The organism is Granulicella tundricola MP5ACTX9, assembly GCF_000178975.2.
GTDB lineage: Bacteria > Acidobacteriota > Terriglobia > Terriglobales > Acidobacteriaceae > Edaphobacter > Edaphobacter tundricola.
On sequence record NC_015064.1, the window covers coordinates 1,252,577 to 1,275,495 of the forward strand.

Sequence of the window (22,919 nt, forward strand, 5' to 3'; positions counted from 1 at the left end):
GATGGGCGGGGTCGATACAGGAGATATGGACGAGCTTCTGAGTGCCGGAGAGGAATTGATTGGGGAGTTTCTGGCGGAGAGCCGGGAGGGGCTCGACCGGATGGAGTTGTGCCTGACGGAGCTGGAGGTGAGGCCGGGGGATGGGGAGCTGGTGGGGGAGATCTTCAGGGCGGTGCATAACATCAAGGGGACGGTGGGGTTCCTGGGGTTTGGGCGGCTGGAGCGGCTGGCTCATGCGGGGGAGACGCTGCTGGGGTCCTTGCGCGATGGGCGGGTGAGGGCGGATGAGGAACTGATCAGCGGGCTGCTGCGGTTGCTGGATGGGCTGAGGGAGATTCTGGGGCTGATCGAGGCGACCGGGGCTGAGGGTGCGGATGGGGATTTGGTGCTGATTGCGGAGTTGACGGCGCTGAATGAGAGTGGGGCTGCGGCGGAAGGGGTGGGTGCGCGGCGAGGGGTGGAGGTGTTTGGGGCGGCGGAGAAGACGTTGCGGGTTGATGTTGAGGTGCTCGACCGGATGATGAATCTGGTGGGGGAGTTGGTGCTGACTCGGAACCAGATTGTGCAGAGGCCATGCGAGGGTGAGGGGTTTGGGGTGCTGGCTCGGCGGCTGGATTCTGTGACGGCGGAGCTGCGGGAGTCTGTGATGCGGGCTCGGATGCAGCCGGTGGGGCATGTGTTCGGGAAGTTCTCACGGCTGGTGCGGGAGCTGGGGAGGACGTGTGGGAAGAAGGTGCGGATCGAGTTTGCGGGGTTGGAGACGGGGCTGGACAAGAGCTTGCTGGAGGCGATCAAGGACCCGCTGACCCATGCGGTGAGGAATGCGGTGGATCACGGGATCGAAGGGCCGGCGGAGCGGGTGGCGGCGGGTAAGGCGGCGGAGGGGGTTATCCGGCTGGAGGCTTACCAAGAGGGTGGGGCGGTGGTGATCGAACTCTCTGACGATGGGGCGGGGATGTGCCGGCGGAGGTTGATTGGGAAGGCTTTGGAGCGGGGGCTGATCAGTGAAGAACAGGTTGCGGGGATGGGGGACGAGGATGCGCTGCAGTTGATCTTTCTGCCGGGGTTTTCTACGGCGGCGGAGGTTACGACCGTTTCGGGGCGGGGGGTGGGGATGGATGTGGTGCGGGCGAATGTGGAGAAGGCGGGCGGGACGGTGGAGGTGGAGTCGCGTGAGGGGTGGGGGACGGTGCTGAGGATGCGCGTGCCGTTGACGCTGGCGATTGTGCCGGCGCTGGTGGTGCGGAGTGGGGGGCAGAGCCTGTGCTTGCCGCAGAGTGCGGTGATGGAGCTGGTGTATGTGTCTAGCATGCAGGCGGCGAGGGGGATCGAGCGGATGGGCGGGGCGCAGCTCTATCGGCTGCGAGATGAGTTGCTGCCGCTGGTTTGGTTGGATGAGGTGATGCGGGTGCCGCAGCAGAGGCAGGCGCATGGGTTCTATGTCGCGGTGCTGGAGACGGATGGACGCCGGTACGGGTTGGCGGTGGATGAGTTGACGACGCCGGAGGAGATTGTGGTGAAACCGCTCTCTGCGGTGCTGCGGGATGTGGGGTTGTTCTCAGGAGCCACGGTGCTGGGGAACGGGATGCTGGCGATGATTCTGGATGTGGGAGCGGTGGCGGTGAGGGCCGGCGTGAAAGGGATGGGCAAGGTTACTTTGGCGGCGGTGGCCGAGGCGATGCCGATGGCCGAGTTCCTGGTGTTTGAGCAGGTGGTCCAAGGGCGGATGGAGCGTGGGGCGATGCCGCTGGGGCTGGTGGAGAGGATTGAGCGCATCCGGGTGGCGGAGGTGGAGTACATCGGCGGGCGGGCGGTGATGCAGTATCGCGGGGATTTGATGGGCCTGGAGGATGAAGGTGGATTGAGGGACGGGGAGATGGCGACGGTGCTGGTATGCCGGAGGCCGGATGGGTCGGGCAGGCGATATGGGCTGGTGGTGGCAAGGGTGCTGGATGTGACGCGGGGTGAGCCTGTGCCTGGGGGCGAGCCGGGGCTGGTATTGGTGAAGGGGCGCCTGGCCTCGGTGCATGAGGATAAGGCCGGGCTGGTGCCGGATGGACTGCTGGAGATGCGGGGGTTGAGGGAGTTTGGGAGGAACGTGGCGTGAGTGAGGAGGAGGTTTCGCTTTGCTGCGTGTATGCCGGGGAGCGGGCGTTCGGGATCGATACGCGCCAGGTGTGCGAGGTGCTGGGGCGACGGCCGGTGCAGCGGGTTCCGTTAGCGCCGAAGTTCTTGGGCGGTGTGGTGCCGTATCGCGGAGAGGTGCTGACGACGGTGAGTTTGCGGGCGGTGCTGGGGCTGGAGGATGCGGAGGGCGACGGGTTTGTGATGGTGATCGATGGAGGTGTGGGGGCGAAGAACGAGGATGGACGGTTTGGGCTGATGGTGGATGAGGTGGGAGGGGTTGCGATGTTCAGGGTGGAGAGTGAAGTGGCGAATCCTGCGACGCTGGATGCGCGGAGCAGGGCGGTGTTCGATGGGGCGTTCCGGGTGGATGCGGGGTTGATGGTGCGGTTGGATGTGAGCCGGTTGTGGCCGGTGCGGCTGCGGGATTCGGGTTTGATTTGGGATGAAGAGAGGGAGGCGGGATGCGGACTTTGATTGTGGATGACTCGAATTTTATCCGGGAGTATACGAAGCAACTGCTGCAGAAGATGGGAGCGGTGTGCACGGAGGCGGGGAACGGCGTGGATGCGCTGGCGGTGTTGATGACGGACGGGAAGTTTGAGCTGATGCTGATCGACCTGAACATGCCGAAGATGAACGGGCTGGAGTGCCTGAAGCGGCTGAAGGAGACGGGGCTGTGCGAACCGATGAAGATCATGATGGTGACTACGGAGGCGGATCACCACTTCATCAACGAAGCGCTGGAGTATGGGGCGGACGAGTTCCTGATGAAGCCGTTTACGCCGCAGAGCCTGAAGGAGAAGCTGCTGCTGCTGGGGTTTGAGGCGGCTTCATGAAGATCTCGGCGGGAGATGGGAGGAAGACTCCGGGTGCTTTGGAGATCGTGGTGATTGGCGTATCGACTGGCGGGCCTTCTGCGCTGGAGGTGATGCTTCCGGGTCTGCCGAAGGATTTTCCTGCGCCGGTGTTGGTGGTGCAGCATATGCCGAGGCTGTTTACAGGCTCGCTGGCGGAGAGGCTGGACCGGCTTTGTCCTCTGCGGGTGCGGGAGGCGAGCGGTGGCGTTGAGGTGAAGGCGGGGACGATCTGGATTACGCCGGGGGATGCGCATATGGAGATTGCGCGTGGATTCAATGGGCTTACGGTGTCGCTGCACCAGCAGGCGATGTTGAACTCCTGCAGGTCCTCTGTGGACTATCTGTTTCGGTCTGCGGCTGAGGTGGTGGGCGCAGGGACGGTTGCGGTGGTGATGACGGGCATGGGCGCGGATGGGCTGGAGGGTGCGCGTGCGGTGCGACATGCGGGTGGGAGGGTGCTGGTGCAGGATGAGGCGAGCTCCGCAGTGTGGGGGATGCCGGGGCGGGTGATGCAGGCGGGACTGGCAGAGGCTGCGCTGGGGCTGGACGAGTTGGCTGCGGGTCTGATGAAGCGGGTTGTGGGTCAAGGACAGGAAGAGGCGTCGGTCGTATCGGTCGAGCGCCGGCAGGAGAGGTTTTATGGCAGTTAGCGAATTGGACTACAAATTTTTGAGGGATGTGGTGCTGACGCAGTCGGCGAACCTGATTGAGCCATCACGGAATGCGCTGTTCGATACGAAGCTGACGCCGATTGCGCGGATGGCGGGAGCGGCGAACCTGGAGGCGCTGGTGGGGATGCTGCGGGTCGACCGGACGACGCAATTGCACCAGGCGGTGGCGGAGGCGATGACGATCAATGAGACGAGCTTCTTCCGGGATGCGAGGCCGTTTGAGGCGCTGCGGACGGAGATCTTGCCGAGGCTGATCGAACAGAAGGAAGGCGAACGGAGGCTGCGGATCTGGAGCGCGGCGAGCTCGACCGGGCAGGAGGCTTACAGCCTGGCGATGCTGCTGTGCGAGCACTTTCCGGAGCTGGGGCGATGGGATGTGAGGATTGTGGGGACGGATATCTCGCGGCAGGTGGTGGACTATGCGGAGGCGGGGCGGTATCGGCGGCTGGAGGTGAATCGGGGGCTGCCGGCGCGGATGCTGGTGAAGTACTTTGAGCGGCAGGGGGACGAGTGGCAGATCAGCGAAAAGATCAGGGCGATGTGCGAGTTCAAGTGCGTGAACCTGTGTGCGCCACTGCTGAAGCTGCCGGTGTTCGACCTGGTGCTGCTGCGGAATGTGCTGCTTTACTTTCCCTCGGCTGGGCGCAGTGCGGTGTTTGAGGGGGTGTACCGGCAGATGACGCCGGGGGGGTATCTGCTGCTGGGGAATGCGGAGCAGGCGGAGGACTCGACTGAGCTGTTTGGTGTGGAGTTTGCTTCGGAGTGCTATTTTTATCGTCCTGTGGCAACGTCTTAGCCGTGAGGGCTGCTGTGTGCGCTGTGTGCATCGTATGCTGCATAGGGCGGGCGGATGATGGCGGCAGTTGGGACGAAGAAGGCGGCGAAGGCGGCAGTGAAGAAGGTGGGGAAGAAGCTCGCCACGGCTGCGGAGGCTGTGGCTGAGGTGAGTGGGGCGGATGCTGCGCTGGCGCTGTTTCATCCGGTGACTGCGCGGTGGTTTCGTGAGGTGTTTGACGGGCCTACGGCTCCGCAGATTGAAGGGTGGCCTGCGATTGCTCGGGGGGAATCGACGCTGATCCTGGCTCCGACTGGGACGGGTAAGACTCTGACCGCGTTTCTCTGGTGCCTGGATAAGTTGATGCTGCGGGATGTCAGCGCCGGGGTGGAGCGTGGGTGCAGGGTGGTTTATCTTTCGCCGCTGAAGGCTCTGGCTGCGGACGTTGAACGGAATCTGAGATCGCCGCTGGCGGGGATTGCGAACTTTGCCAGGCGCGAGGGTGTGCCGGTGCATCTGCCGGAGATCAGCGTGCGGACGGGGGATACGCCGGCGAAGGATCGGGCGAGGTTCAATCGGCATCCGGGGGAGATTCTAATTACCACGCCGGAGTCTTTGTACCTGATGCTGACGAGTGCGGCTGCGGAACAGCTCAGGACCGTTGAGACGGTGATTGTGGATGAGATTCATGCGCTGGTGCCTAGTAAGCGGGGGGCGCATATGGCGCTGTCGCTGGAGCGGCTGGAGGCTCTGGTGGCGCAGGGTGGGACGGGGCGGAAGATCCAGCGGATTGGGTTGAGTGCTACGCAGAGGCCGCTGGAGGAGGTGGCGAGGTTTCTGGGGGGAGCGGAGATGGTTGTAACCCACGTCCCAGAATCGGGACATGGGGCACCCAGTTTGGTTGCCAATATTGAAGGCGAAGTGCCCCAGGCTTTGATGGAGGTGGCTCGGGATGAGGTGGAGGCGAGTACGGGTGGGCCTCGTTTCAGGCCGGTGACGATTGTGAATGCGGGTGCGCGGAAGGTGCTGGACCTGCGGGTGGAGGTGCCGGTTGAGGATATGGCGAAGCTGGGAGAGATCCAGGAGCAGCCGAGTGGGCCGGCTTCGCAAGGGCCTAAGCGGACTTCGATCTGGCAGTCGATTCATCCGCGGTTGCTGGAGATTATTCGCGGGCGGACCTCTACGCTGATCTTCGTGAATGCCCGGCGGGTGGCGGAGAGGCTGGCAGGGGCGATCAATGATCTGGCAGGCGAGCCGCTTGCCCGGGCGCATCATGGATCGCTGGCGGCGGCGCAGAGGACGGAGATTGAAGAGCTGCTGAAGGCGGGCAAGATCAAGGCGCTGGTGTGTACCTCGTCGCTGGAACTGGGGATCGATATGGGGGCGATCGACCTGGTGATCCAGATTGAGGCACCGCCGAGTGTGGCGAGTGGGATGCAGAGGATTGGGCGGGCGGGGCATCAGGTTGGGCAGCCCTCGAACGGGATTATTTTTCCGAAGTATCGGGCGGATTTGGTGGCTTGTGCGGCGGTGACTCGGGCGATGCATGAGGGGCATGTAGAGTCGACGCGGTTTCTGCGGAACCCGCTGGATGTGCTGGCGCAGCAGATGGTGGCGATCATCGCTCGTCCTCCCGCAGAGCTGCCTCCGTTGAAGAAAGGCAAGAAAGCTCCGCTGGTGGAGGTGACGGAGGAGGAAGAGGCTACGGGCATCTCGTATGACGAGCTGCTGGGGCTGGTGAGGTCTTGCGCGAACTTTGCGGGGCTGACGCAGGCCGTTTTTGATGGCGTGCTGGATATGTTGGCGGGCAGGTATCCGAGCGATGAGTTTGCGGAGCTGCGGCCTAGGATTACGTGGGATCGGCAGAGGAACTGGCTGACGCCGCGGCAGGGCGTGAAGAAGATTGCGATTCTGAATGGCGGGACGATTCCTGACCGGGGGCTGTATGGGGTGTTCCTGGCTGGGACTGCGTCGGGGAAGCCTATACGGGTGGGTGAGCTGGATGAGGAGATGGTGTTCGAGCAGAGGACGGGCGATACGTTCATTCTGGGGGCTTCGACGTGGAGGGTAGAGGAGATTACGCATGACCGTGTGCTGGTGAGTCCGGCACCGGGTGATCCGGGGAAGATGCCGTTCTGGCATGGGGATCAGGCGGGCAGGCCGCTGGAGTTCGGGCGGAGGATCGGTGCGCTGGTGAGGGGGCTGCGGGAGACGCCGCGGAGTGTGGCGATTACGACGTTGACTGCGGACCACGATCTGGACCCGCAGGCGGCCGAGAACGTGATGCGGTATCTGGCGGATCAGGAGCTTGCGACGGAGGTGGTGCCGGATGACCGGAACATCGTGATCGAGCGAGTGAGGGATGAGCTGGGCGATTGGCGGATGTGCTGCCTGACGCCGTTTGGGAGCAAGATCCATGCGCCGTGGGCGATGGCGGTGACGGCTCGGATACGCGCGAATGGCGGGCCTGAGGTGGAGACGATGTGGTCCGAGGATGGGTTCGTGCTGCGGTTTCCGGAGTCGGATACGCCGCCGACGATCGACCACCTGATGATGGAGCCGGAGGAGGCTGCGGAGCTGGTGCTGCGGCAGCTTGGGTCTACGGCGCTGTTTGCGGCTAAGTTTCGGGAGTCGGCTTCACGTGCGCTGCTGTTGCCGAGGCGTCGGGCGGATGGACGGACTCCGCTGTGGCAGCAGAGGAAGCGAGCTTATGACCTGCTGAGTGTGGCTTCTCGGTATGCTTCGTTTCCCATACTGTTGGAGGCTTATCGCGAGTGCTTGCGGGATGTGTTCGATATGCCTGCGCTGATGGAGATCCTGCGGGCGATTGGGAATCGGTCGCTGCGGGTGCATACGGCTGATTCGCGGACGCCTTCGCCGTTTGCTGCGGCGCTGCTGTTTAGTTATGTGGCGAATTACATCTATGACGGGGATGCTCCGCTGGCGGAGAGACGGGCGCAGGCGCTTTCGATCGACCAGGATCAGCTCAGGGAGTTGATGGGGGATGCGGACCTTCGGGAGTTGCTGGATCTGGGGGCTATCGAGGAGACGGAAGAGCAGCTTCAGTGCCTGGCGGAGACGTATAGGGCTCGGTCGATGGATGGGGTGCATGATCTGCTGCTGAAGCTGGGGGATCTATCGCGGGCGGAGTTGCTGGTGCGGTGCGTTTCGCCTGAGATTGCGCTGACGGTGGAGCGGTTGCGGAAGGCGATTCGGGTTTTAGAGGTGGGGATTGGGGGCGAGAAGAGGCTGATTGCGGTGGAGGATGCGGGGCGGTACCGGGATGCGCTGGGGGTGCCGCTGCCTCCGGGGTTGCCGTCGGCTTTTCAGGTGGCGGTGCCGGATGCGACGCTCGACCTGCTGCGGCGGTATGGGCGGACGCATGGGCCGTTTACGACTGCTGAGGTGGCGAAGCGGTTTGGGCTTGCGCTCGAGACAGCGGAGGGGGTGCTCAACAGGCTTGTGGGCTTGGGGCGGATTGTTGAGGGTGGGTTCAGGCCGGGGGGGACGCACCGGGAGTGGTGTGACCATGAGGTGCTGCGGGCGATTCGGCGGAAGTCGCTCGCCAAGCTGCGGAAGGAGGTTGAGCCGGTTGAGCAGGCTACGCTGGCTCGGTTGTTTACGCGGTGGCAGGGGGTGGTGCAACCGCGGCGGGGGCTCGATGCGCTGCTGGATGTGATTGAGAATTTGCAGGGGGCACCTATCCCCGCTTCGGTGCTGGAGACGGAGGTTCTGCCGGCTCGGATACTGGGGTATAAGCCTGCGGATTTGGATACGCTGGTGGCTGCTGGGGAGGTGGTGTGGTGTGGGCTGGATGCGATTGGGGAGAGGGATGGGCGGGTGGCGCTTTATCTGGCGGAGAAGCTGCCGTTGCTCTGGCCTGTTCGGCCGGAGCAGGGATCAGGGGACAGGGGTCAGGGATCAGACAGTTCGCCAACTGCTGAGCGGGAGGGGAAGGTTGTGGAGTACCTGAAGGCGAATGGGGCTTCGTTCTTTCAGCAGTTGCATGATGGTACGGGTGGGGGGTATCCGGGGGAGACGATTGAGGCTATCTGGAACCTGGTGTGGCGAGGGCTGCTGACCAATGATGCTGTTCATGCGTTGCGGGCTTACTGTGAGCGGCCTGCGGCTTCGTCCAAGCCTGCCCGGCGGGTGCATAACCAGGTTGGATTTCGGTCTCGGCGGACGACTCCTCCTACGGCGCAGGGGCGTTGGTCGCTCAATGCTGTGGCGTTCGAGGAGGGCAGGAACGGGACGGAGTGGAGTCATGCTGTGGCGCAGCAGTTGCTGGGGCGGTATGGGGTGGTGTTTCGGGAGACGGCTCATGCGGAGGGGCTGCCTGGGGGGTTCTCGGCGGTGTACGACGTGCTGAAGGTGATGGAGGAGAGTGGGAAGCTCCGGCGGGGGTACTTTGCGGCCGACCTGGGGGCTACGCAGTTCGCCATGCCGGCGGCGGTGGATCTGCTGAGGTCGCTGCGAGTAGTGCGCGATGGGGAGAAGGCGGAGATGGTGCAGTTGGCGGCGACCGACCCAGCCAACCCTTACGGGGCGCTGCTGCGGTGGCCGGCTGCGGGTGAGGGGGTTAGCCTGCAGCGGAGTGCAGGGGCGAGGGTGATCCTGTGCGATGGGGCTCTGCTGGCGTATATGCGGCGGGGGAATCCTAACCTGCAGGTGTTCCTGCCGGAGGAGGAGCCGCAGCGGACGCAGAGTGCGAAGGCGCTGGGGGAGTTTCTGGTGGCGCGGGCGCACTCGCATGATGCGGGGATGCTGATTACCAGCCTCAACGGGACTTCGGTGCATGAGCATTGGGCTGCGAGGGCGCTCCTGGAGGCGGGGTTTATGGCTGCGCCGATGGGGTTCAATGTGCGGCGGATTTTGCCTGCGCTGCCGAAATCGACCCCTTGATCCCTACCGGAGTAAAAGTATCCAAAGTCTTCAAAAGAGGTGGGTTAAGTCTGGACTTCCGGCTCTGGGCGGATCATGGGCCGCACTTTATTTGAGGGCTATGTGAGGACGAAATTCACGGGTGCGATGGGGTCCGGGAGGGTGGTTTCGCCGAGAGCTTCGAGGAGGCTGATCTCGATGATGCGGGCGAGTGCGTCGAGTGGGAGAGCGTTGATGTGAGTGCCGAAGGGCTCTTCCATTTCATCCCCGAGCGCGTCCAGGCCGAAGAAGGCGTAGGCGACGGCGGCGCAGAAGAAGGGGGTGGCGTAGCCGAGGGTGGTGACGAGGCTGAAGGGGAGCAGGAAGCAGAAGACGTAGGCGGTGCGGTGGAGGATGAGGGTGTAAGCGAAAGGGGTGGGGGTGGAGCGGATGCGCTCGCAGGAGGCCTGGATGGCGGTGACGGCGAGAAGGCGGTCGTCGAGGTCGCGGTAGATCTGGGTGTCGATCTCAGAGGCGGCGAGCATAGCGCCGTACTCGGCGGCGATGGTGCGAAGGATTGCGTCGGGGATGCTGCGGAGACCTGGAGCGGGTTCGGCTCCGTATCGGGCGACCTGTGCTGGGATGGGGATTCCGCGGAGGAAGGCCATGAGGGCGTAGGTGTAGGCGATGAGGCCGCGGATGGCTCGCTGGCGGCGGGCTTGATCTACCGGGATGCTGCTGAGGGAAGGGAGGGTGAGGAGGGTTCGGGCGAAGGAGCGGGTCTCACCCATGAGTGCGCCGAGCTGGCGTCGGGCCTCCCACCAGCGGTCGTAACAGGAGTTGTTGCGGAAGCCGAGGAAGATGGAGAGGGCGGTTCCGAGGAGGGTGAAGGGGGCTACGGTCCAGGTGTGGAAGGGGGCGGGGAAGCGGCGCTCAATCCAGATGACGACGCAGGAGAAGAGGGCTACGGCGATGATCTGCGGGGCGACGCGGGGCAGGATCGACTGGCGGATGATGAAGGGGAGCTCCCAGGCTTTGGGGCGCGGGCGGACGATCATGGATGAGCCTCTGGTGCCAGTTTACGCAAGGAGGAGTCGGCGAGCCTCTTTGCGGATGCCTAGAAACGAAGAGGGTCCAGCCAGTTGGCTGAACCCTCGTTGTTTTCCGTGAAGAGTTATGCTCCGAGCAGGCCGTGGGGGTCCAGTACGAACTTCTTGGCTGCGCCCTTGTCAAAGTCCGCGTATCCCTTGGCTGCTTCGCTGAGGGGGATGACGGTGGCGTTGACGATCTTTCCGATGGGCAGGCGGTCGTAGAGGATGGCTTGCATCAGTTGGCGGTTGTACTTGAGGACCGGGGTCTGGCCGGTGTAGAAGCGGTGCGACTTTGCCCAGCCGAGGCCGAAGCGCATCTTCAGGTTGCCGGTCTTGCTGGCATCATCATGTGCGCCGGGGTCTTCCGTGACGTAGAGGCCGGGGATGCCGATGGAACCGGCGGCCCGGGTTACGGTCATGAGGGAGTTGAGGACGGTTGCGGGAGCCTCTGCGCCGTCCTTGCCCTGGGCGCGGGCTTCAAAGCCTACGGCGTCGATGGAGGCATCGACTTCACGCTGGCCGATGGCTTTTTCGATGAGATCGGTGAGGTTGTCGCTGGTGGTGAGGTCGAGGGGCACATAGCCCATGCTCTCCGCGTGGGCGAGGCGCTCCTTGTTCATATCGCCGATCATGACGACTGCGGCACCGAGTACGTGTGCGGAGGCTGCTGCTGCGAGACCGACTGGACCTGCGCCGGCTACGTAGACGATGGAGCCTACGCCTACGCCTGCATTGACGGCTCCGTGGAAGCCGGTGGGCAGGATGTCCGAGAGCATGGTGAGGTCCTTGATCTTGGACATGGCCTGGTCTTTGTCAGGGAAGGGGATGAGGTTGAAGTCGGCGTAGGGGACCATGACGTACTCGGCCTGACCGCCGACCCAGCCGCCCATGTCGACGTAGCCGAAGGCACCGCCGGCGCGGCCGGGATTGACGTTGAGGCAGACGCCTGTCTCCTGCATGCGGCAGGTGCGGCAACGTCCGCAGGCTACGTTGAAGGGCACGGTGACTAGGTCACCCTTCTTGATGTATTCGACGTCTGAGCCGAGCTCGATGACCTCGCCGGTGATCTCATGGCCGAGGACCATTCCGGTGGGTGCTGTGGTGCGTCCGCGCACCATGTGCTGGTCCGATCCACAGATGTTGGTGGAGACCACCTTGAGGATGACGGCGTGTCCGATCTTCTTTCCGGCGGGGTTCTGCATCTTGGGGAAGTCGATTGACTGCACTTCCACCTTGTTCTGTCCTAAGTAAACGACACCACGATTTTCAGCCATTGCACAGTCCTTATCCGATTCAAGTGCGTTGTGGGGTCCAACGATGTAACGGGAGCGGGCACGATCTGCCTGGGCGCTGCCGAGACCCATTGGTTAAGATGCCATTGAAAGGTGGTATGGACCTATGCCGTCTTTACGTTTGCCTCGGCTGCTCGTCGAAGCTGCGGCGCAACCACTTATGTGAGAGGGGGTTAAGGTCCTCTCTCGTAAGTGAAGCGCAGTGTCGTTCTCGCGATTGGTGTGGCGATTTTCGTTACGCTTCGAGGCGCTTGAGGACTTCTTCGGTGGTGGTGGTTTCACCTAGTTTGGGGAAGAGCTTTTCTGCGCTGTAAGTGTGGGTTTCGAGGGTGCGGTCGGTCATGGCGTCTGTGATGAGGACGACGTGGTAACCGTGGTCGTGGGCGCTGCGGGCGGTGGCTTCTACGCCTGAACCGGTGGCGATGCCGGTGAGGAAGAGTTGGGTGATGCCGCGCTGCTGGAGTTCAGCGTGGAGGTTGGTGCCGATGAAGGCTCCTATGCGCTGCTTGGTGATGAGGATGTCGGTGGGCTGCTGGTTGAGTTCCGGGATCAGCTGGTCCCAGCCTTCAGGGAAGGCCAGGTTGCGTGGGCCCATGTCGGTGCGGCCGCGGGCTGCGGCGGTCACGTTGACGAGGACTACGGGGAGATTTCGGGTGCGGAAGGCTTGGGCTAAGGCGGCTGACCTGGAGATGATGTCTTCCGCGGGGTGCGCGAGGGGGTAAGCGACGATGCCTTTTTGGAGGTCGATGACGATGAGGGCGGCGTGTGGGTCTAGTTGGGTGAGGGGCATGGCGGTCCTTTGTGTCCAGGGTGTGTACAGCTCTACAAGCAACTGCAACTGCAACTGCAACTGCAACTGCAACTGCAACTGCAACTGCAAATACCAATACTGAGGTTCTGGCTTCGCCAGAATGACGGCTCTTCTTACACGCGTACCCACCTATGACGTGCACCTGCCTGTAACGCGTGCCTACCTATGAAGGACGGGCTCAGGCGGCGTGCTTGTGGGTGAAGTGCATGCTGAGCTGGATGCTGATGGCTGCGATTCCGGTGAAGAAGACGAGGAGTGTTGTGGTGTCGCCCATGGTGATTGCTGCTACGCGGAAGAGCAGGAAGCCGGCGACTAGGTTGGCGAGGGCCCATACGGTGTTGATGGGGGCCGAGGAGAGTCCTTTGCCGGGTGGCTTGGCGAAGGGGGTGGGGAAGCGGTTGCCGGAGATTCCTGCGACGTAGTGAGGGACGGCGTTGGCGAGGAAGAGGCCGGCGAAAAAGGCGGCTAGGTAGTGATGTGAGTTCATGAGTGCCTCTTTTGGTTGGGGGTGCGGATGGTGTGGTGATTGGTCGAGGGTCCAGGTGGATTGAGACCCACATCTCAGAATCGAGATGTGGGGCACCCAGTCTTGAGGATGGGGATCAGGGTTATGTGGCGGGGATGAGGCCCATCTGCTGGTAGATGGGGCGGATGATGGCTCGGATCTTGGGGAGTTCAAAGGTGAACCAGAGGGAGGCTGCGAGGCAGAGGGCTCCGGTGATCATGACGGTGTGGGGTGCGCCGATGCGGTCGGCGAGGGCTCCGGCGAAGAGGCTGCCGAAGGGCGACGCGCCGAAGAAGGCCATGGTGTAGTAGCTCATCGCACGGACACGCTTGTCTTCCGGGACGAGGGACTGGATGACGGTGTTGCTGACGGAGGCGGCCTGGAGCATGCCGAAGCCGACTAGTGCGATGAGGACCATCGAGAGCCAGAAGGTGTGGGAGAGGCCGAAGAGGATGAGGGCCACTCCAAGCATGGCGGAGGCGACCTGCAACATGCGGGTGAGGCCAACGACTGTCTTGCGGAAGGCGAGCGAGAGGGCTGAGGTGAGTGCGCCTACTCCTGATGCTCCCATGAGCCAGCCGAGGGTGGCTGCTCCGCCGTGCAGGACCTGGGCGGCGAAGAGCGGGAGCAGGACGGACCAGGAGTAGCCGAGGAGGCTGATGAGCGCGAAGAGCAGAAGGATGGTGCGGATGGGGCGGAAGGTGCTGACGTAGTCCCAGCCTTCTCGCATCTGCTCCCACATGGTGGCCTTGCTGCGAGAGAGGTTGAGGGGCTTGATGTGCATGAGGAGGAGTGAGGCAATGACGGCGAAGTAGCTGAGGCCGTCGATGAGGAAGCAGGTGCCTTCCCCGTAGACGGCGACGATGACGCCGGCGATGGCGGGGCCTATGAGCCGTGCGCCGTTGGCCATGGAGGAGTTGATGGCGATGGCGTTGCTGAGGTCGTTGCGGTCTTCCACCATCTGGACGAGGAAGGACTGGCGGCCGGGCATGTCGAAGGCGTTGATGACGCCCTGGAGGGCGGTGAGGGCGATGATCTCCGGGAGGGTGATGATGTGGGCGAGGGTGAGGGCGGCGAGGGCGAAGGATTGGATGCCGGCGGCGGCCTGGGTCCAGATGAGAAGCTGGCGGCGCTCAAAGCGCTCTACCCAGACGCCGGCGAAGGGGCCGAGGAGGAAGGAGACAATCTGGCCGGAGAAGGTGACGACGCCGAGCAGCAGGGCCGAGTGGGTGAGGTGATAGACGAGCCAGGTGGTGGCGAGCCGGGTCATCCAGGTGCCGATGACGGAGATGCTCTGGCCGAAGAAGAAGAGCTGGAAGTTTCGGTGGCGAAGGGCTCGCCAGGCGTGGGAGAAGGAGCTCATGGCTGGTTGCTTTCAAGCAGGCGCTCTATGATCCTGCCGGCCGCGAAGAGCGTCTGCTGGTCCTGTTTGTCGAGCTGCGCGATGGCGTGGGTGATCCAGGTGCGTTTCGCCTCGCGCACACTCTTTTGGGTGGCTTCACCCTTCCTGGTGAGGACGAGGTTGACCTGGCGGCCGTCGGTGGGGTGGGGCTGGCGGGCGATCATGCCGCCCTGTTCGAGGGTTGCGATGATGGGGCGCATGGACTGCGGGCGCATGCCTTCGACACGGGCGAGATCCGCTGTCGTGGCGGGACCGTCTTTGGCGAGGCGATTGAGGACTCGGGCTTCGGTCCAGGAGAGCTCGTGGGAGGCGGCCGCGGCTCGCGAACGGCGGACGAGGAGACCGATGGATTGGGTGAACTCGGCGATGTCTCGGTCAAAGGCTTTGCCGGGTGCTTTGCTGCTCATGAAGCGATTCTACAAAATAGACAGGTAGGCTTGCAAGTTTTGCTGTTTATCGCTTGTTGTGTGCAAGCAGTCGGACCAGCGTGGAAACCCATGTCCCAGAGGCGGGACATGGGGCACCCAGTCGTGGCTTGTCAGGTTGTGGAGCAGGCTTTGAGGTAGGAGGTGGCGAAGAAGATGAGTTCGGCGCGGAGGGCGTCGATGCGCTTCTCCGGGGACGGGGTTTCGAGGAGGCGGCGACTCACGCCGTTCATGGCGCCCTGGAGCATCAGCGCGACGAGTTGGGGGTCGGAGGTGAGGCGGTCCGAGGAGGACTCCAGCATGGCGACGATGGCCTTGTTGGAGCGGTCGCCGATCTGGCGGACGATCTTTGCGGCGTCAAGGTCTGAGCTGACGGCGTAGAGGGCTACGCTGGTTTTGGGGTGACGCATCTTGGCGGCGAGAAAGGCAGTGATGAGCGCGGAGATCTGCTGGGCGAGGGGCTGGCCTCTTTGTTGAAGGCTCGCCTGCTCGACGGAGCTGGTGACGTCTTCCAGGTGGTTGCGGAGGGCGGCCTGGAGGAGGGAACTTTTGTTCGGGAAGTACTGGTAAAGTGTTCCGACGGAGACGCCGGCGCGTTGGGCTACGCGGGTGGTGGTGAGACGGTCCTTGCCGAGAGAGAGTAAAACCTGAATGGTGGCTTGAAGGATGGCGTCGACGCTGGCTGCAGAACGGGCCTGCACGGGCGATTTACGGGGTTCAAAGATGGTATCCGGGGTGCGTGGCAAATGCGAACTCCTAACCTGAAGCTTTCTTCATCTAACCACAGGTACGGCCGAGAGGCCTGCAGAGACGAGAGGGATGACGAGATGACGAATCGATTGAGTTTGGGCGGGAGCTTTACGTTTCCGGGAACGACGATGACGGTGAAGCGCATGGGCTATGGCGCGATGCAACTTGCGGGTCCACATGTTTGGGGACCGCCGAAGGATCGGGCTGCGGCTGTGGGGGTGCTGCGCGAGGCGATCGAGGATGGGGTGGATCACATCGACACGAGCGATTTCTATGGGCCGCATGTGACGAACCAGATCATCAAGGAGGCGCTGCATCCTTACAAGGATGGATTGGTGATCGTGTCGAAGCTGGGGGCGAAGCGCGGGGACGACGCGAGCTGGAATGCGGCGAACTCGCGGCAGGAATTGATTGATGGATTGCATGACAACCTGCGGAACCTGGGGTTGGATGCGATGGATGTGGTGAACTTTCGGGCGTGGGGCCGGACGGGGCCTGAGCCGGGGTCGATTGCGGAGCCCTTCAGCGTGCTTGCGGAGCTGCAGCAGCAGGGGTTGATCAAGCACCTGGGGCTGAGCAATGTGACCGCGGAGCAGGTGGCGGAGGCGCAGACGATCGCCCCGGTGGTGTGCGTGCAGAATCAGTACAACCTGGCTGATCGTAAGGACGATGCTTTGATCGACCTGCTGGCGAAGCAGGGGATACCGTATGTGCCGTTCTTCCCGCTGGGCGGATTCACTCCGCTGCAGGCCTCCGAGCTGGATGGCGCGGCGGCGAAGCTGAAGGCTACTCCGATGCAGGTGGCGCTGGCGTGGCTGCTGCAACGGTCGGCGAATGTGTTGTTGATTCCGGGGACTTCGTCGATTGGGCATCTGCGGGAGAATCTCGAGGCTGCGGAGATTGCGCTGCCGGAGGAGATGATCGCGGAGTTGGATGGGATTGGGGCGGCGAAATAAAGGTGTGCCCGGCACTATGTGCCGGGCCTTCAGCCCTTGAGATTTTGGGTGGTCTTACCTAGGCCTTCGGCCTAGGCTGTTATGTGCCGGGCCTTTGGCCCTCTCTTACGTGAGGTCGTCGGTGTCGAAGGCGGGGACCTTGCGGCCTAGGGCGGAGGTGTCGCGGACTCCGACTACGAGGCTTTCTACTACTTCGTTGACGTCTTCTATGTCGGCGGTGGCGGCCATCTTGCTGGAGCCCTCGCCGCTGGCGAGGCTTTCGAGCAGGACGGTGGCGTAGGCTACTGCGACTCCGTCCTGATTGAGGCCTTCAGGGGTTTTGGCCTTGATGCCGACCTCGCCTGGTTTGATCTCCAGGAGTTCGGCTACGCGCTCGCGGAGCTCGTTGGCGATGGGGACGATCTTGGGGCGCATCATGACGAGGACGGTGTCCACGTTGACGATCTTGTAGCCGGCGGAGTGGATCTCTTCAAGCGCAGTGCGGAGGAAGAGGCTGGAGGCTGCGCCCTTCCAGCGGGGGTCGCTGGGGGGGAAGAAGGTGCCGATGTCGCCGGCGGAGACTGCGCCGAGGAGGGCGTCGGTGATGGCGTGGAGGAGGACGTCGCCGTCCGAGTGGCCGGCGAGGCCTTCGGTGTGGTCGATCTCAAGGCCGCCGATGACGAGGGGGACGCCTGCCTTGAAGGAGTGCGAGTCGAAGCCGAAGCCTATGCGCATGCTCATCGGGTGCCTCCGGTCTTGATGTCGGTGTGGGCGAGGTAGAACTCAGCTAGTTCGAGGTCGCCGGGTTGGGTGATCTTGAAGTTGCGTGCGGAGCCTGGGACGACGTGGACCTGGACGTTGGAGCGCTCGAGGAGGCTGGACTCGTCGGTGCCGGAGAACTCGTCGCCTTCGGCTTCGTCGAAGGCTTTTTTGAGGAGGTGGAAGCGTGCGCCCTGGGGGGTCTGGGCGTGGACGACGCGCTCGCGTGGGATGGTGGAGGAGACGATTGCGCCGTCGGCGGTGCGCTCGACCTGCTTGATGGTGTCCACGGCGGGCATGCCGACGATGGCTGCGCCGTATTTGGCGATGGCCTCGATGGTGCGCTCGATGGTGGCGGGCTCGATGAGGGGGCGGACGGCGTCGTGGACGAGGACGATATCGTCGGGGGCGCAGTCGAGGGTGGCGAGGGCGTTGGCTACGGAGCCCTGGCGGTGCTCGCCGCCTTCGACCACCTTTACCTTGGCGTCCAGGGAGAAGCGGTGGATGAGCTCGGTGACGCGCTCAACCTCTGGAGCTCGGACGGCGACGAGGATCTGGGCGACGGAATCGACGGCGAGAAAGGCTCGGAGCGAGTGGACGAGGACCGGGACGCCGGCGATGGTGACGAACTGCTTGGCGGCTGCGGGCTTATCGCCACCGGAGGACATGCGTGTGCCGATACCGGCTGCGGGGAGGATTACGAAGACTTGCATAGCTGATGGAGTATACCAAGGGGAGATCGGGGACCAGGGCTTAGGGCCCAGGTATCAGGCCATGGGGCCGGCTTTAATGGGCTTTGGTGTAGGGGTTTGGGTGTTGATGAGGCTGCGGCTGGTCCAGATTCGGGCTCATATGCTTGAGGGGCTCCTTCTTATGAAGAGGCAGAGGAGGATGAGGGCGGCCAGGAGGGAGATGATGCGTCCGAGAGGCTGGTAGTAGGGGTGGGTGGGGATGAGGTCGATGGTGTCGGTGCCGGCGGGGATGGCGAGGGCGATGAGGCCGTCGGTGCGGTCGAGGATGGGGGCTGGGTGGTGGTTGAGCTCGACCGTCCAAAGCGGGAAGCTGCGGCGGTTGAGGATGAGGGTCTGCGGGGTGGTAGGGGTGAGGGTTAAGTGGTTTGGGGCTGGGCCGGGGGGAAGGCTGGTTGGGGCGGGGGTGTCGGCGGAGGCGGTTTGGTCTTTTGTTTGGGGGGTGAGCCAGTAGGGTGGATCTTCGGGATGGAGGGCTTCGGGGTCGGCTTCGGTTGGGGTGTATTCGTCGGTGGGCTCGGTGCCCAGGGGGGAGTGGTAGAGGGCGGCGCGGGACTCGGGGGTGTCGGGGGTGTCGCAGGACTGCTGGAAGGTGTGCCAGGCGGGGAGGATGAGGATGGCGAGGAGCGGTGTGCAGAGGATGGCGCGGGGGTAGGGTTTGAGGGCTATGGCGATCGCTACGGCGCAGATGGGGGCTAGCAGGGCTAAGAGACGCCAGGGGAACTGGAGGAAAGCTAGTTGGGGGGTGTGGGTCCAGATGGGGAGGGAGATGGGGGTTAGGAGAGCGGCTATGAGGATGGCAAGTAGGGTTAGGGGTAGGGTGGGGAGGGTTTTTCTTCCAGCTATCAGCCTCCAGCTATGAGCTTCCAGCCTGGTCGTGGCTGGGGTGGGGGTTGTGGTGGGGGAATTTCTACGAGCTGTAAGTCGTAAGCCGTAAGTTGAGAGTAAGGCCGCGGTGGTGGCGGCTATGAGGATGCAGGCGATGAGGGAGGCGGTGTGGAGGACTACGTCGTGGTCGGCGTCCGGGGTGTGGTGGAAGAGGAAGTTGTCGGCGGGGGACATGCCGGGGATGACGGCCATGCTGATTTGGACGTAACGGCGGTTGAGGGCGGCGGGGAGGATGTAGAAGGCTGCCAGGGCCAGGCCTAGGGTTGTGGCGGTTAAGACTGTTAGGGCTAAGTGGAGATTTGTGGCGGGGTCGCGCATTCGCGCGATGCCCATCCTAATCGCGAAGAGACTGCGATGAGGATGGGGCACACGAGGTTTGGTCCGGGCTTCCTTCCTGGCTTCGACGAAAGGGGGGGTGGCTAGGCGTATCAGGGTTAGGACGGCCAGGGTGTAGCTGGCCATGACGGCGGCGGGGGCGTTGGTGAGCCAGAGGAGGGCCAGGGGGATTGCTATCGCGACTATTTTGGGGCGGGGGGTGAGGATGGCTGCGAAGAGGAGGGGGATGAAGGCGGCGGCGAGGAGCTCGGCGTAGGCGGTGCGCTCGTACGCGGTGAAGAGCATGTACGGGTTGGCCAGGTAGAGGATGGAGGCTACTGTTGCGGCGGCGGGTGTGGTGTAAGGCGATGCGAAGCGGTGGAGGGTGAGGCCGGAGAGGGTGAGGGCGAGCCAGGTGAAGGCGATGGGAACGTAGTGGAAAGGCAGGATTGCCGTCAGGGCTGCGCCGAGGAGCCAGGAGAGGGGTGGGTAGAAGAGGAAGCGGGGCTCGCCGGCGTTGTAGGCGGGGGTGAAGGCCCAGGTGGGCCAGACGAGATGGTGGAGCTGGGTGTTGACCTCGAGCCAGTTGAGGAGGTGGAAGTCGAAGTCGTGGCCGCAGGATGGGCCGTGGATGAGCATGGGGAGGATTGCCAGGAAGGCTGCCAGCGGGATGAGGTATCGGTGTGCGCGGCTGGGCATGGAGAGAGTTTACTTGTGACCTACCGCAGCCCGTGAGCGACGTGCCGTTGAACAGCATCGATGGAGTTCTTTTGGCATTCCCTCAGCGGCTAAAGCCGGATTCTTGCTTGTGCGGTCAGCGGCGGGACTGAAGTCCCGCCCTTTCAAAACGTGGCCTCAGCGTGATGCAGGGGTTAGGGTCAGGGTGTGGGTGGCTTCGGTTTGGGTGAAGGGGAAGAGGTAGGTGGTGACGTGGTACCAGGTGGGGAACTGGTCCATGTACCAGGGGCTGGCGGGGTTGCCGGATTGGCCCAGGACGATGTTGAGGGTGGATTTGTTGGGGTCGGCCAGGTCTGCGGTGAAGCGCTCACTGGGGCCGAAGGTTTTGGCGACTTGCTTGACGGTGGTGGTGTCGCCGGACTGGGGCTTGGAGCCGGTGCCGGTGGGGATGCCGATGAGACGGGTGAGTAAGGGGGAGTTCGAGAAGATGGGGCTTTCGAGGTCTACGGTGTGGATGGCTCCGTAGTGCCATTTGGTGAGGTCTGCGGGGGCCTTGGCTTTCTGGAGGCCCTGGTCGAGGGCGGCGGCGAGGAGGTCGTCCCAGGAGGCGTAGTTGGGGGGGAGCCAGCGGGGCGGGGTGTGCATGATGATCTGCTCGAGGGCGTAGTCGCGCTCTCCCCAGAGGTAGGTCTGGTTGAGGTCTTCCGCGGGCTGCTTGCCGAGGTGGGGCGCGAGGAGGACGTTCCAGAGGATGGCGTGGGCGGAGGCGACGATGGCTGCGGCGGAGGAGTCGGCGGTCATCTGGCCGTCGAAGTTGCGGAGGAGGTCGGCGGCCTGGAGGAGCTGGGCGCGCTCGCCGGGTTTGGAGTTGTGGACGAGCTGGGAGTGGTCTACGGCGTAGGCGAGGCGTTGGGCCAGGACGTGGTCGAAGTCGGAGTAGATGTCTGACTGGATGGCGAGGAGGTCGGCGGGTTTGAGGGTGGTTTTGTGGGCGAGGAGACGCCAGATGCGCTCGTTGCGGTATGGGGCGGCCCAGTTCTGGGTGATGGGGTAGGGGTAGTCGTCTGCGACGACGCGGGAGTTGGCGGTGGCGATGACGCCGTCGGCGGGGTCGAAGACCTGGGGGAGCTTGTCGAAGGGGATGTAGCCGGACCACTCGGATGCGGCGGTTGGAGTGATGGGGATGGAGCTTAATGGGCCGCTGAGGAGTGGGGCTGCGGCGGGTTTGGGAGTGGCGAGGGGGGATTGGGTGAGGGGGTCCGGGGTGGCGGCGATGACGGGGGTCTGGGTGTTGGACCGGGTGGGCTCGGGGGAGGCGATGGTGTCTGGGAGGGGCTCTGCGATGTCCGGGTTGCGGGCAGGGCCGCGGAGAGGGATCTTGCCGACGGCGTGGTAGCCGATGTGGCCTTCGTCGTCTGCGTAAACGACGTTCTGGGCGGGGCCTCCATAGGTGGAGAAGGCGGCGAGGAAGGTGGACCAGTCATGCGCCTGGGCTATGGCGAGGACGGGGAGATTGATGACGGTGGGGTCGTAGAGGGTCCAGCGGAGGGAGATCTGGCGTTTTTCGTTGCGGATGGCGGGGGTGAGGATGGGGGTGAGGGTGTCGCCGTGGCGGGTGGCGGTGACGTCCAGGGTTTCGTCTTTGCCGCCTCGGACGACGATGTGTTCTGAGATGTGGGTGATGGGCTGCCAGGTGCCGTCGGTGGATTGGAACTCTGCGTCGTTGTTGCGGGTGGTCTCTATGTAGAGGTCCTGGACGTCTGCGCCGAGGTTGGTGAAGCCCCAGGCGAGGTGGGCGTTCTGGCCTACGACGATGAGAGGGATGCCGGGGAGGGAGAGGCCGGAGACGTGGATGGGGTCTGTCGAGGCGGAGGTTTCGAGGTTGGCTTCGTACCAGGTTCCGGGGACGGTGAGATTGAGGTGCATGTCGTTGGAGAGGAGCGGCTTGCCGGAGATGGTGTGGGCGCCGGAGACGACCCAGTTGTTGCTGCCGGGGGTGCAGGAAGGGCAGGGATCGGGGATCAGGGACCAGGGAACAGAGGGTAGGTGCAACGATGCCTGGGATTCGTCCAGGGGGACTTGTTCTATGGGTGGGCCGGGGATAGTTAGGTCTGGCTCGGGGGTGGTGGGGGGGTGGTCGCGCCAGGAACCTACGGGGTAGAGGTCTGGGACCAGGTCTGCGGGGAGGCGGGCGGTGAGGGACTCTCGGGCTAGCTTGGTGGGGAAGGCGTTGGTGAGGTCCTGGAACATGGCGAGGGAGACGAGGATGGAGTCGCGTGGGGTCCAGGGGGCGGGGGTGTAGTGGAGGACGCGGAACTCGATTGGGAGGTGAGGGGTTTGGGCGGTGATGGCGGCGTTGACGCCCTTTGCGTATTGGTCGAGGAGGTGGAGTTGATCGGTGGGGAGCTGGGTGGCTGCTCGGTCTGCGGCGGCGCGGATCTGGAGGGTGCGCTGGAGACGGTCGTGGTCAAGGGCGGCGGTGCCGAAGATGGCGGCGAGCTCGCCGGCGGCGTGGCGGCGGAGAAGATCCATCTGGAAGAGGCGGTCTTGCGCGGTGATGAAACCCTGGGCCAGGATCAAGTCGTCTGTGGTGGCGGCTGTGATGTGGGGGACGCCGTGGGGGTCGCGGGTGACGGTGACGGGGGCGGAGAGGCCGGGGATGGCGAGGGAGCCGTCGAGTTGGGGGAGGTTGGCGCGGGTGGCGGAGCGGACGAAGTGCTGGGCTGCGAAGAAGGCGATAACGATGAGGATGAGGACTATGGGGAAGGTGATGAAAAAGAGCTTGAGGATGTTGGTGGGGTGCAGGAAAGGGCGCTTTTGGGGGCGCGGGAGTACGGGGTCGGAGAGGCCTGCGGCTATGGCTGCGGGATGGTGCGGGTCTTTTTCGTCTTCTATTGAGCGGCGGGTGGCCAGGCGGGGTTCGTCTGATTCGTGGAACGGGATGAGGTTTGGATCTGGGGTGCTGTTTTTGGGGTCGAAGAGACTCATGCTTGTGGTTGAGTCTAAATGGTTGGGTGAGGTGGCCT

At 63.7% G+C, this 22,919-nt stretch carries 18 protein-coding genes; 7 read left to right on the forward strand and 11 right to left on the reverse strand.

Annotated elements, in window-relative coordinates:
- Positions 1 to 25 precede the first annotated feature (25 nt).
- From ACIX9_RS05360 to ACIX9_RS05385, 6 genes are read left to right on the forward strand one after another with little or no spacing between them, the layout of a single operon-like run.
- Positions 26 to 2,107 carry a chemotaxis protein CheA gene (locus tag ACIX9_RS05360; protein WP_157477332.1) on the forward strand — a complete coding sequence of 694 codons (2,082 nt, stop codon included), beginning with the start codon at positions 26 to 28 and terminating at the stop codon, positions 2,105 to 2,107.
- Positions 2,104 to 2,601 carry a chemotaxis protein CheW gene (locus tag ACIX9_RS05365; RefSeq protein ID WP_013579460.1) on the forward strand — a complete coding sequence of 166 codons (498 nt, stop codon included), beginning with the start codon at positions 2,104 to 2,106 and terminating at the stop codon, positions 2,599 to 2,601. The genes ACIX9_RS05360 and ACIX9_RS05365 overlap by 4 nt, the downstream gene beginning before the upstream one ends.
- A complete protein-coding gene (locus tag ACIX9_RS05370; RefSeq protein WP_013579461.1) occupies positions 2,589 to 2,963 on the forward strand; it encodes a response regulator in 375 nt (124 codons plus the stop codon). Before ACIX9_RS05365 ends, ACIX9_RS05370 begins: the two co-directional genes overlap by 13 nt.
- On the forward strand, positions 2,960 to 3,634 hold the full coding sequence (locus ACIX9_RS05375) for a CheB methylesterase domain-containing protein (RefSeq protein WP_013579462.1): 675 nt from the start codon (positions 2,960 to 2,962) through the stop codon (positions 3,632 to 3,634). Before ACIX9_RS05370 ends, ACIX9_RS05375 begins: the two co-directional genes overlap by 4 nt.
- Positions 3,624 to 4,451, forward strand: a complete 828-nt coding sequence (locus ACIX9_RS05380) for a CheR family methyltransferase (protein WP_013579463.1) — start codon at positions 3,624 to 3,626, stop codon at positions 4,449 to 4,451. The genes ACIX9_RS05375 and ACIX9_RS05380 overlap by 11 nt, the downstream gene beginning before the upstream one ends.
- A 54-nt stretch (positions 4,452 to 4,505) precedes the next feature.
- Positions 4,506 to 9,335 (forward strand): Lhr family helicase, encoded by a 4,830-nt coding sequence (locus ACIX9_RS05385; RefSeq protein ID WP_013579464.1) that lies wholly within the window; start codon positions 4,506 to 4,508, stop codon positions 9,333 to 9,335.
- Between the two features lie 98 nt (positions 9,336 to 9,433).
- On the opposite strand, the gene ACIX9_RS05390 is transcribed toward ACIX9_RS05385, so the two are convergent.
- The 7 genes from ACIX9_RS05390 to ACIX9_RS05420 form a co-directional block, all read right to left on the reverse strand.
- Positions 9,434 to 10,351, reverse strand: a complete 918-nt coding sequence (locus tag ACIX9_RS05390; protein ID WP_013579465.1) for a bestrophin family protein — start codon at positions 10,349 to 10,351, stop codon at positions 9,434 to 9,436.
- Positions 10,352 to 10,467: 116 nt separating this feature from the next.
- Positions 10,468 to 11,658 (reverse strand): formaldehyde dehydrogenase, glutathione-independent, encoded by a 1,191-nt coding sequence (gene fdhA, locus ACIX9_RS05395; RefSeq protein WP_041597452.1) that lies wholly within the window; start codon positions 11,656 to 11,658, stop codon positions 10,468 to 10,470.
- A 253-nt stretch (positions 11,659 to 11,911) separates the two neighbouring features.
- Positions 11,912 to 12,556 (reverse strand): isochorismatase family cysteine hydrolase, encoded by a 645-nt coding sequence (locus ACIX9_RS05400; RefSeq protein ID WP_232298791.1) that lies wholly within the window; start codon positions 12,554 to 12,556, stop codon positions 11,912 to 11,914.
- 109 nt (positions 12,557 to 12,665) lie between these two features.
- Entirely contained in the window at positions 12,666 to 12,974 is a 309-nt protein-coding gene (locus ACIX9_RS05405; protein WP_013579468.1) for a hypothetical protein, read from the reverse strand.
- Positions 12,975 to 13,095: 121 nt separating this feature from the next.
- Positions 13,096 to 14,355 carry an MFS transporter gene (locus ACIX9_RS05410; RefSeq protein ID WP_013579469.1) on the reverse strand — a complete coding sequence of 420 codons (1,260 nt, stop codon included), beginning with the start codon at positions 14,353 to 14,355 and terminating at the stop codon, positions 13,096 to 13,098.
- Complete coding sequence (locus tag ACIX9_RS05415) at positions 14,352 to 14,801, reverse strand: MarR family winged helix-turn-helix transcriptional regulator (protein ID WP_013579470.1); 450 nt, start codon at positions 14,799 to 14,801, stop codon at positions 14,352 to 14,354. The genes ACIX9_RS05410 and ACIX9_RS05415 overlap by 4 nt, the downstream gene beginning before the upstream one ends.
- 131 nt (positions 14,802 to 14,932) lie before the next feature.
- Positions 14,933 to 15,565: a TetR/AcrR family transcriptional regulator gene (locus ACIX9_RS05420; protein ID WP_013579471.1), complete on the reverse strand. Its 633-nt coding sequence runs from the start codon at positions 15,563 to 15,565 to the stop codon at positions 14,933 to 14,935.
- A gap of 81 nt (positions 15,566 to 15,646) precedes the next feature.
- Between ACIX9_RS05420 and ACIX9_RS05425 the strand changes: the two genes are divergently transcribed.
- On the forward strand, positions 15,647 to 16,525 hold the full coding sequence (locus ACIX9_RS05425) for an aldo/keto reductase family oxidoreductase (protein ID WP_013579472.1): 879 nt from the start codon (positions 15,647 to 15,649) through the stop codon (positions 16,523 to 16,525).
- A 105-nt stretch (positions 16,526 to 16,630) separates the two neighbouring features.
- On the opposite strand, the gene ispF is transcribed toward ACIX9_RS05425, so the two are convergent.
- The 4 genes from ispF to ACIX9_RS05445 form a co-directional block, all read right to left on the reverse strand.
- Positions 16,631 to 17,245, reverse strand: coding sequence for a 2-C-methyl-D-erythritol 2,4-cyclodiphosphate synthase (gene ispF / locus ACIX9_RS05430; protein WP_013579473.1), 615 nt, complete (start codon positions 17,243 to 17,245; stop codon positions 16,631 to 16,633).
- Positions 17,242 to 17,976: a 2-C-methyl-D-erythritol 4-phosphate cytidylyltransferase gene (gene ispD / locus ACIX9_RS05435; protein ID WP_013579474.1), complete on the reverse strand. Its 735-nt coding sequence runs from the start codon at positions 17,974 to 17,976 to the stop codon at positions 17,242 to 17,244. Before ispD ends, ispF begins: the two co-directional genes overlap by 4 nt.
- A 135-nt stretch (positions 17,977 to 18,111) precedes the next feature.
- Positions 18,112 to 19,914 (reverse strand): hypothetical protein, encoded by a 1,803-nt coding sequence (locus tag ACIX9_RS27310; RefSeq protein ID WP_013579475.1) that lies wholly within the window; start codon positions 19,912 to 19,914, stop codon positions 18,112 to 18,114.
- Positions 19,915 to 20,070: 156 nt separating this feature from the next.
- Positions 20,071 to 22,881, reverse strand: coding sequence for a penicillin acylase family protein (locus ACIX9_RS05445; protein WP_013579476.1), 2,811 nt, complete (start codon positions 22,879 to 22,881; stop codon positions 20,071 to 20,073).
- Positions 22,882 to 22,919: the final 38 nt, after the last annotated feature.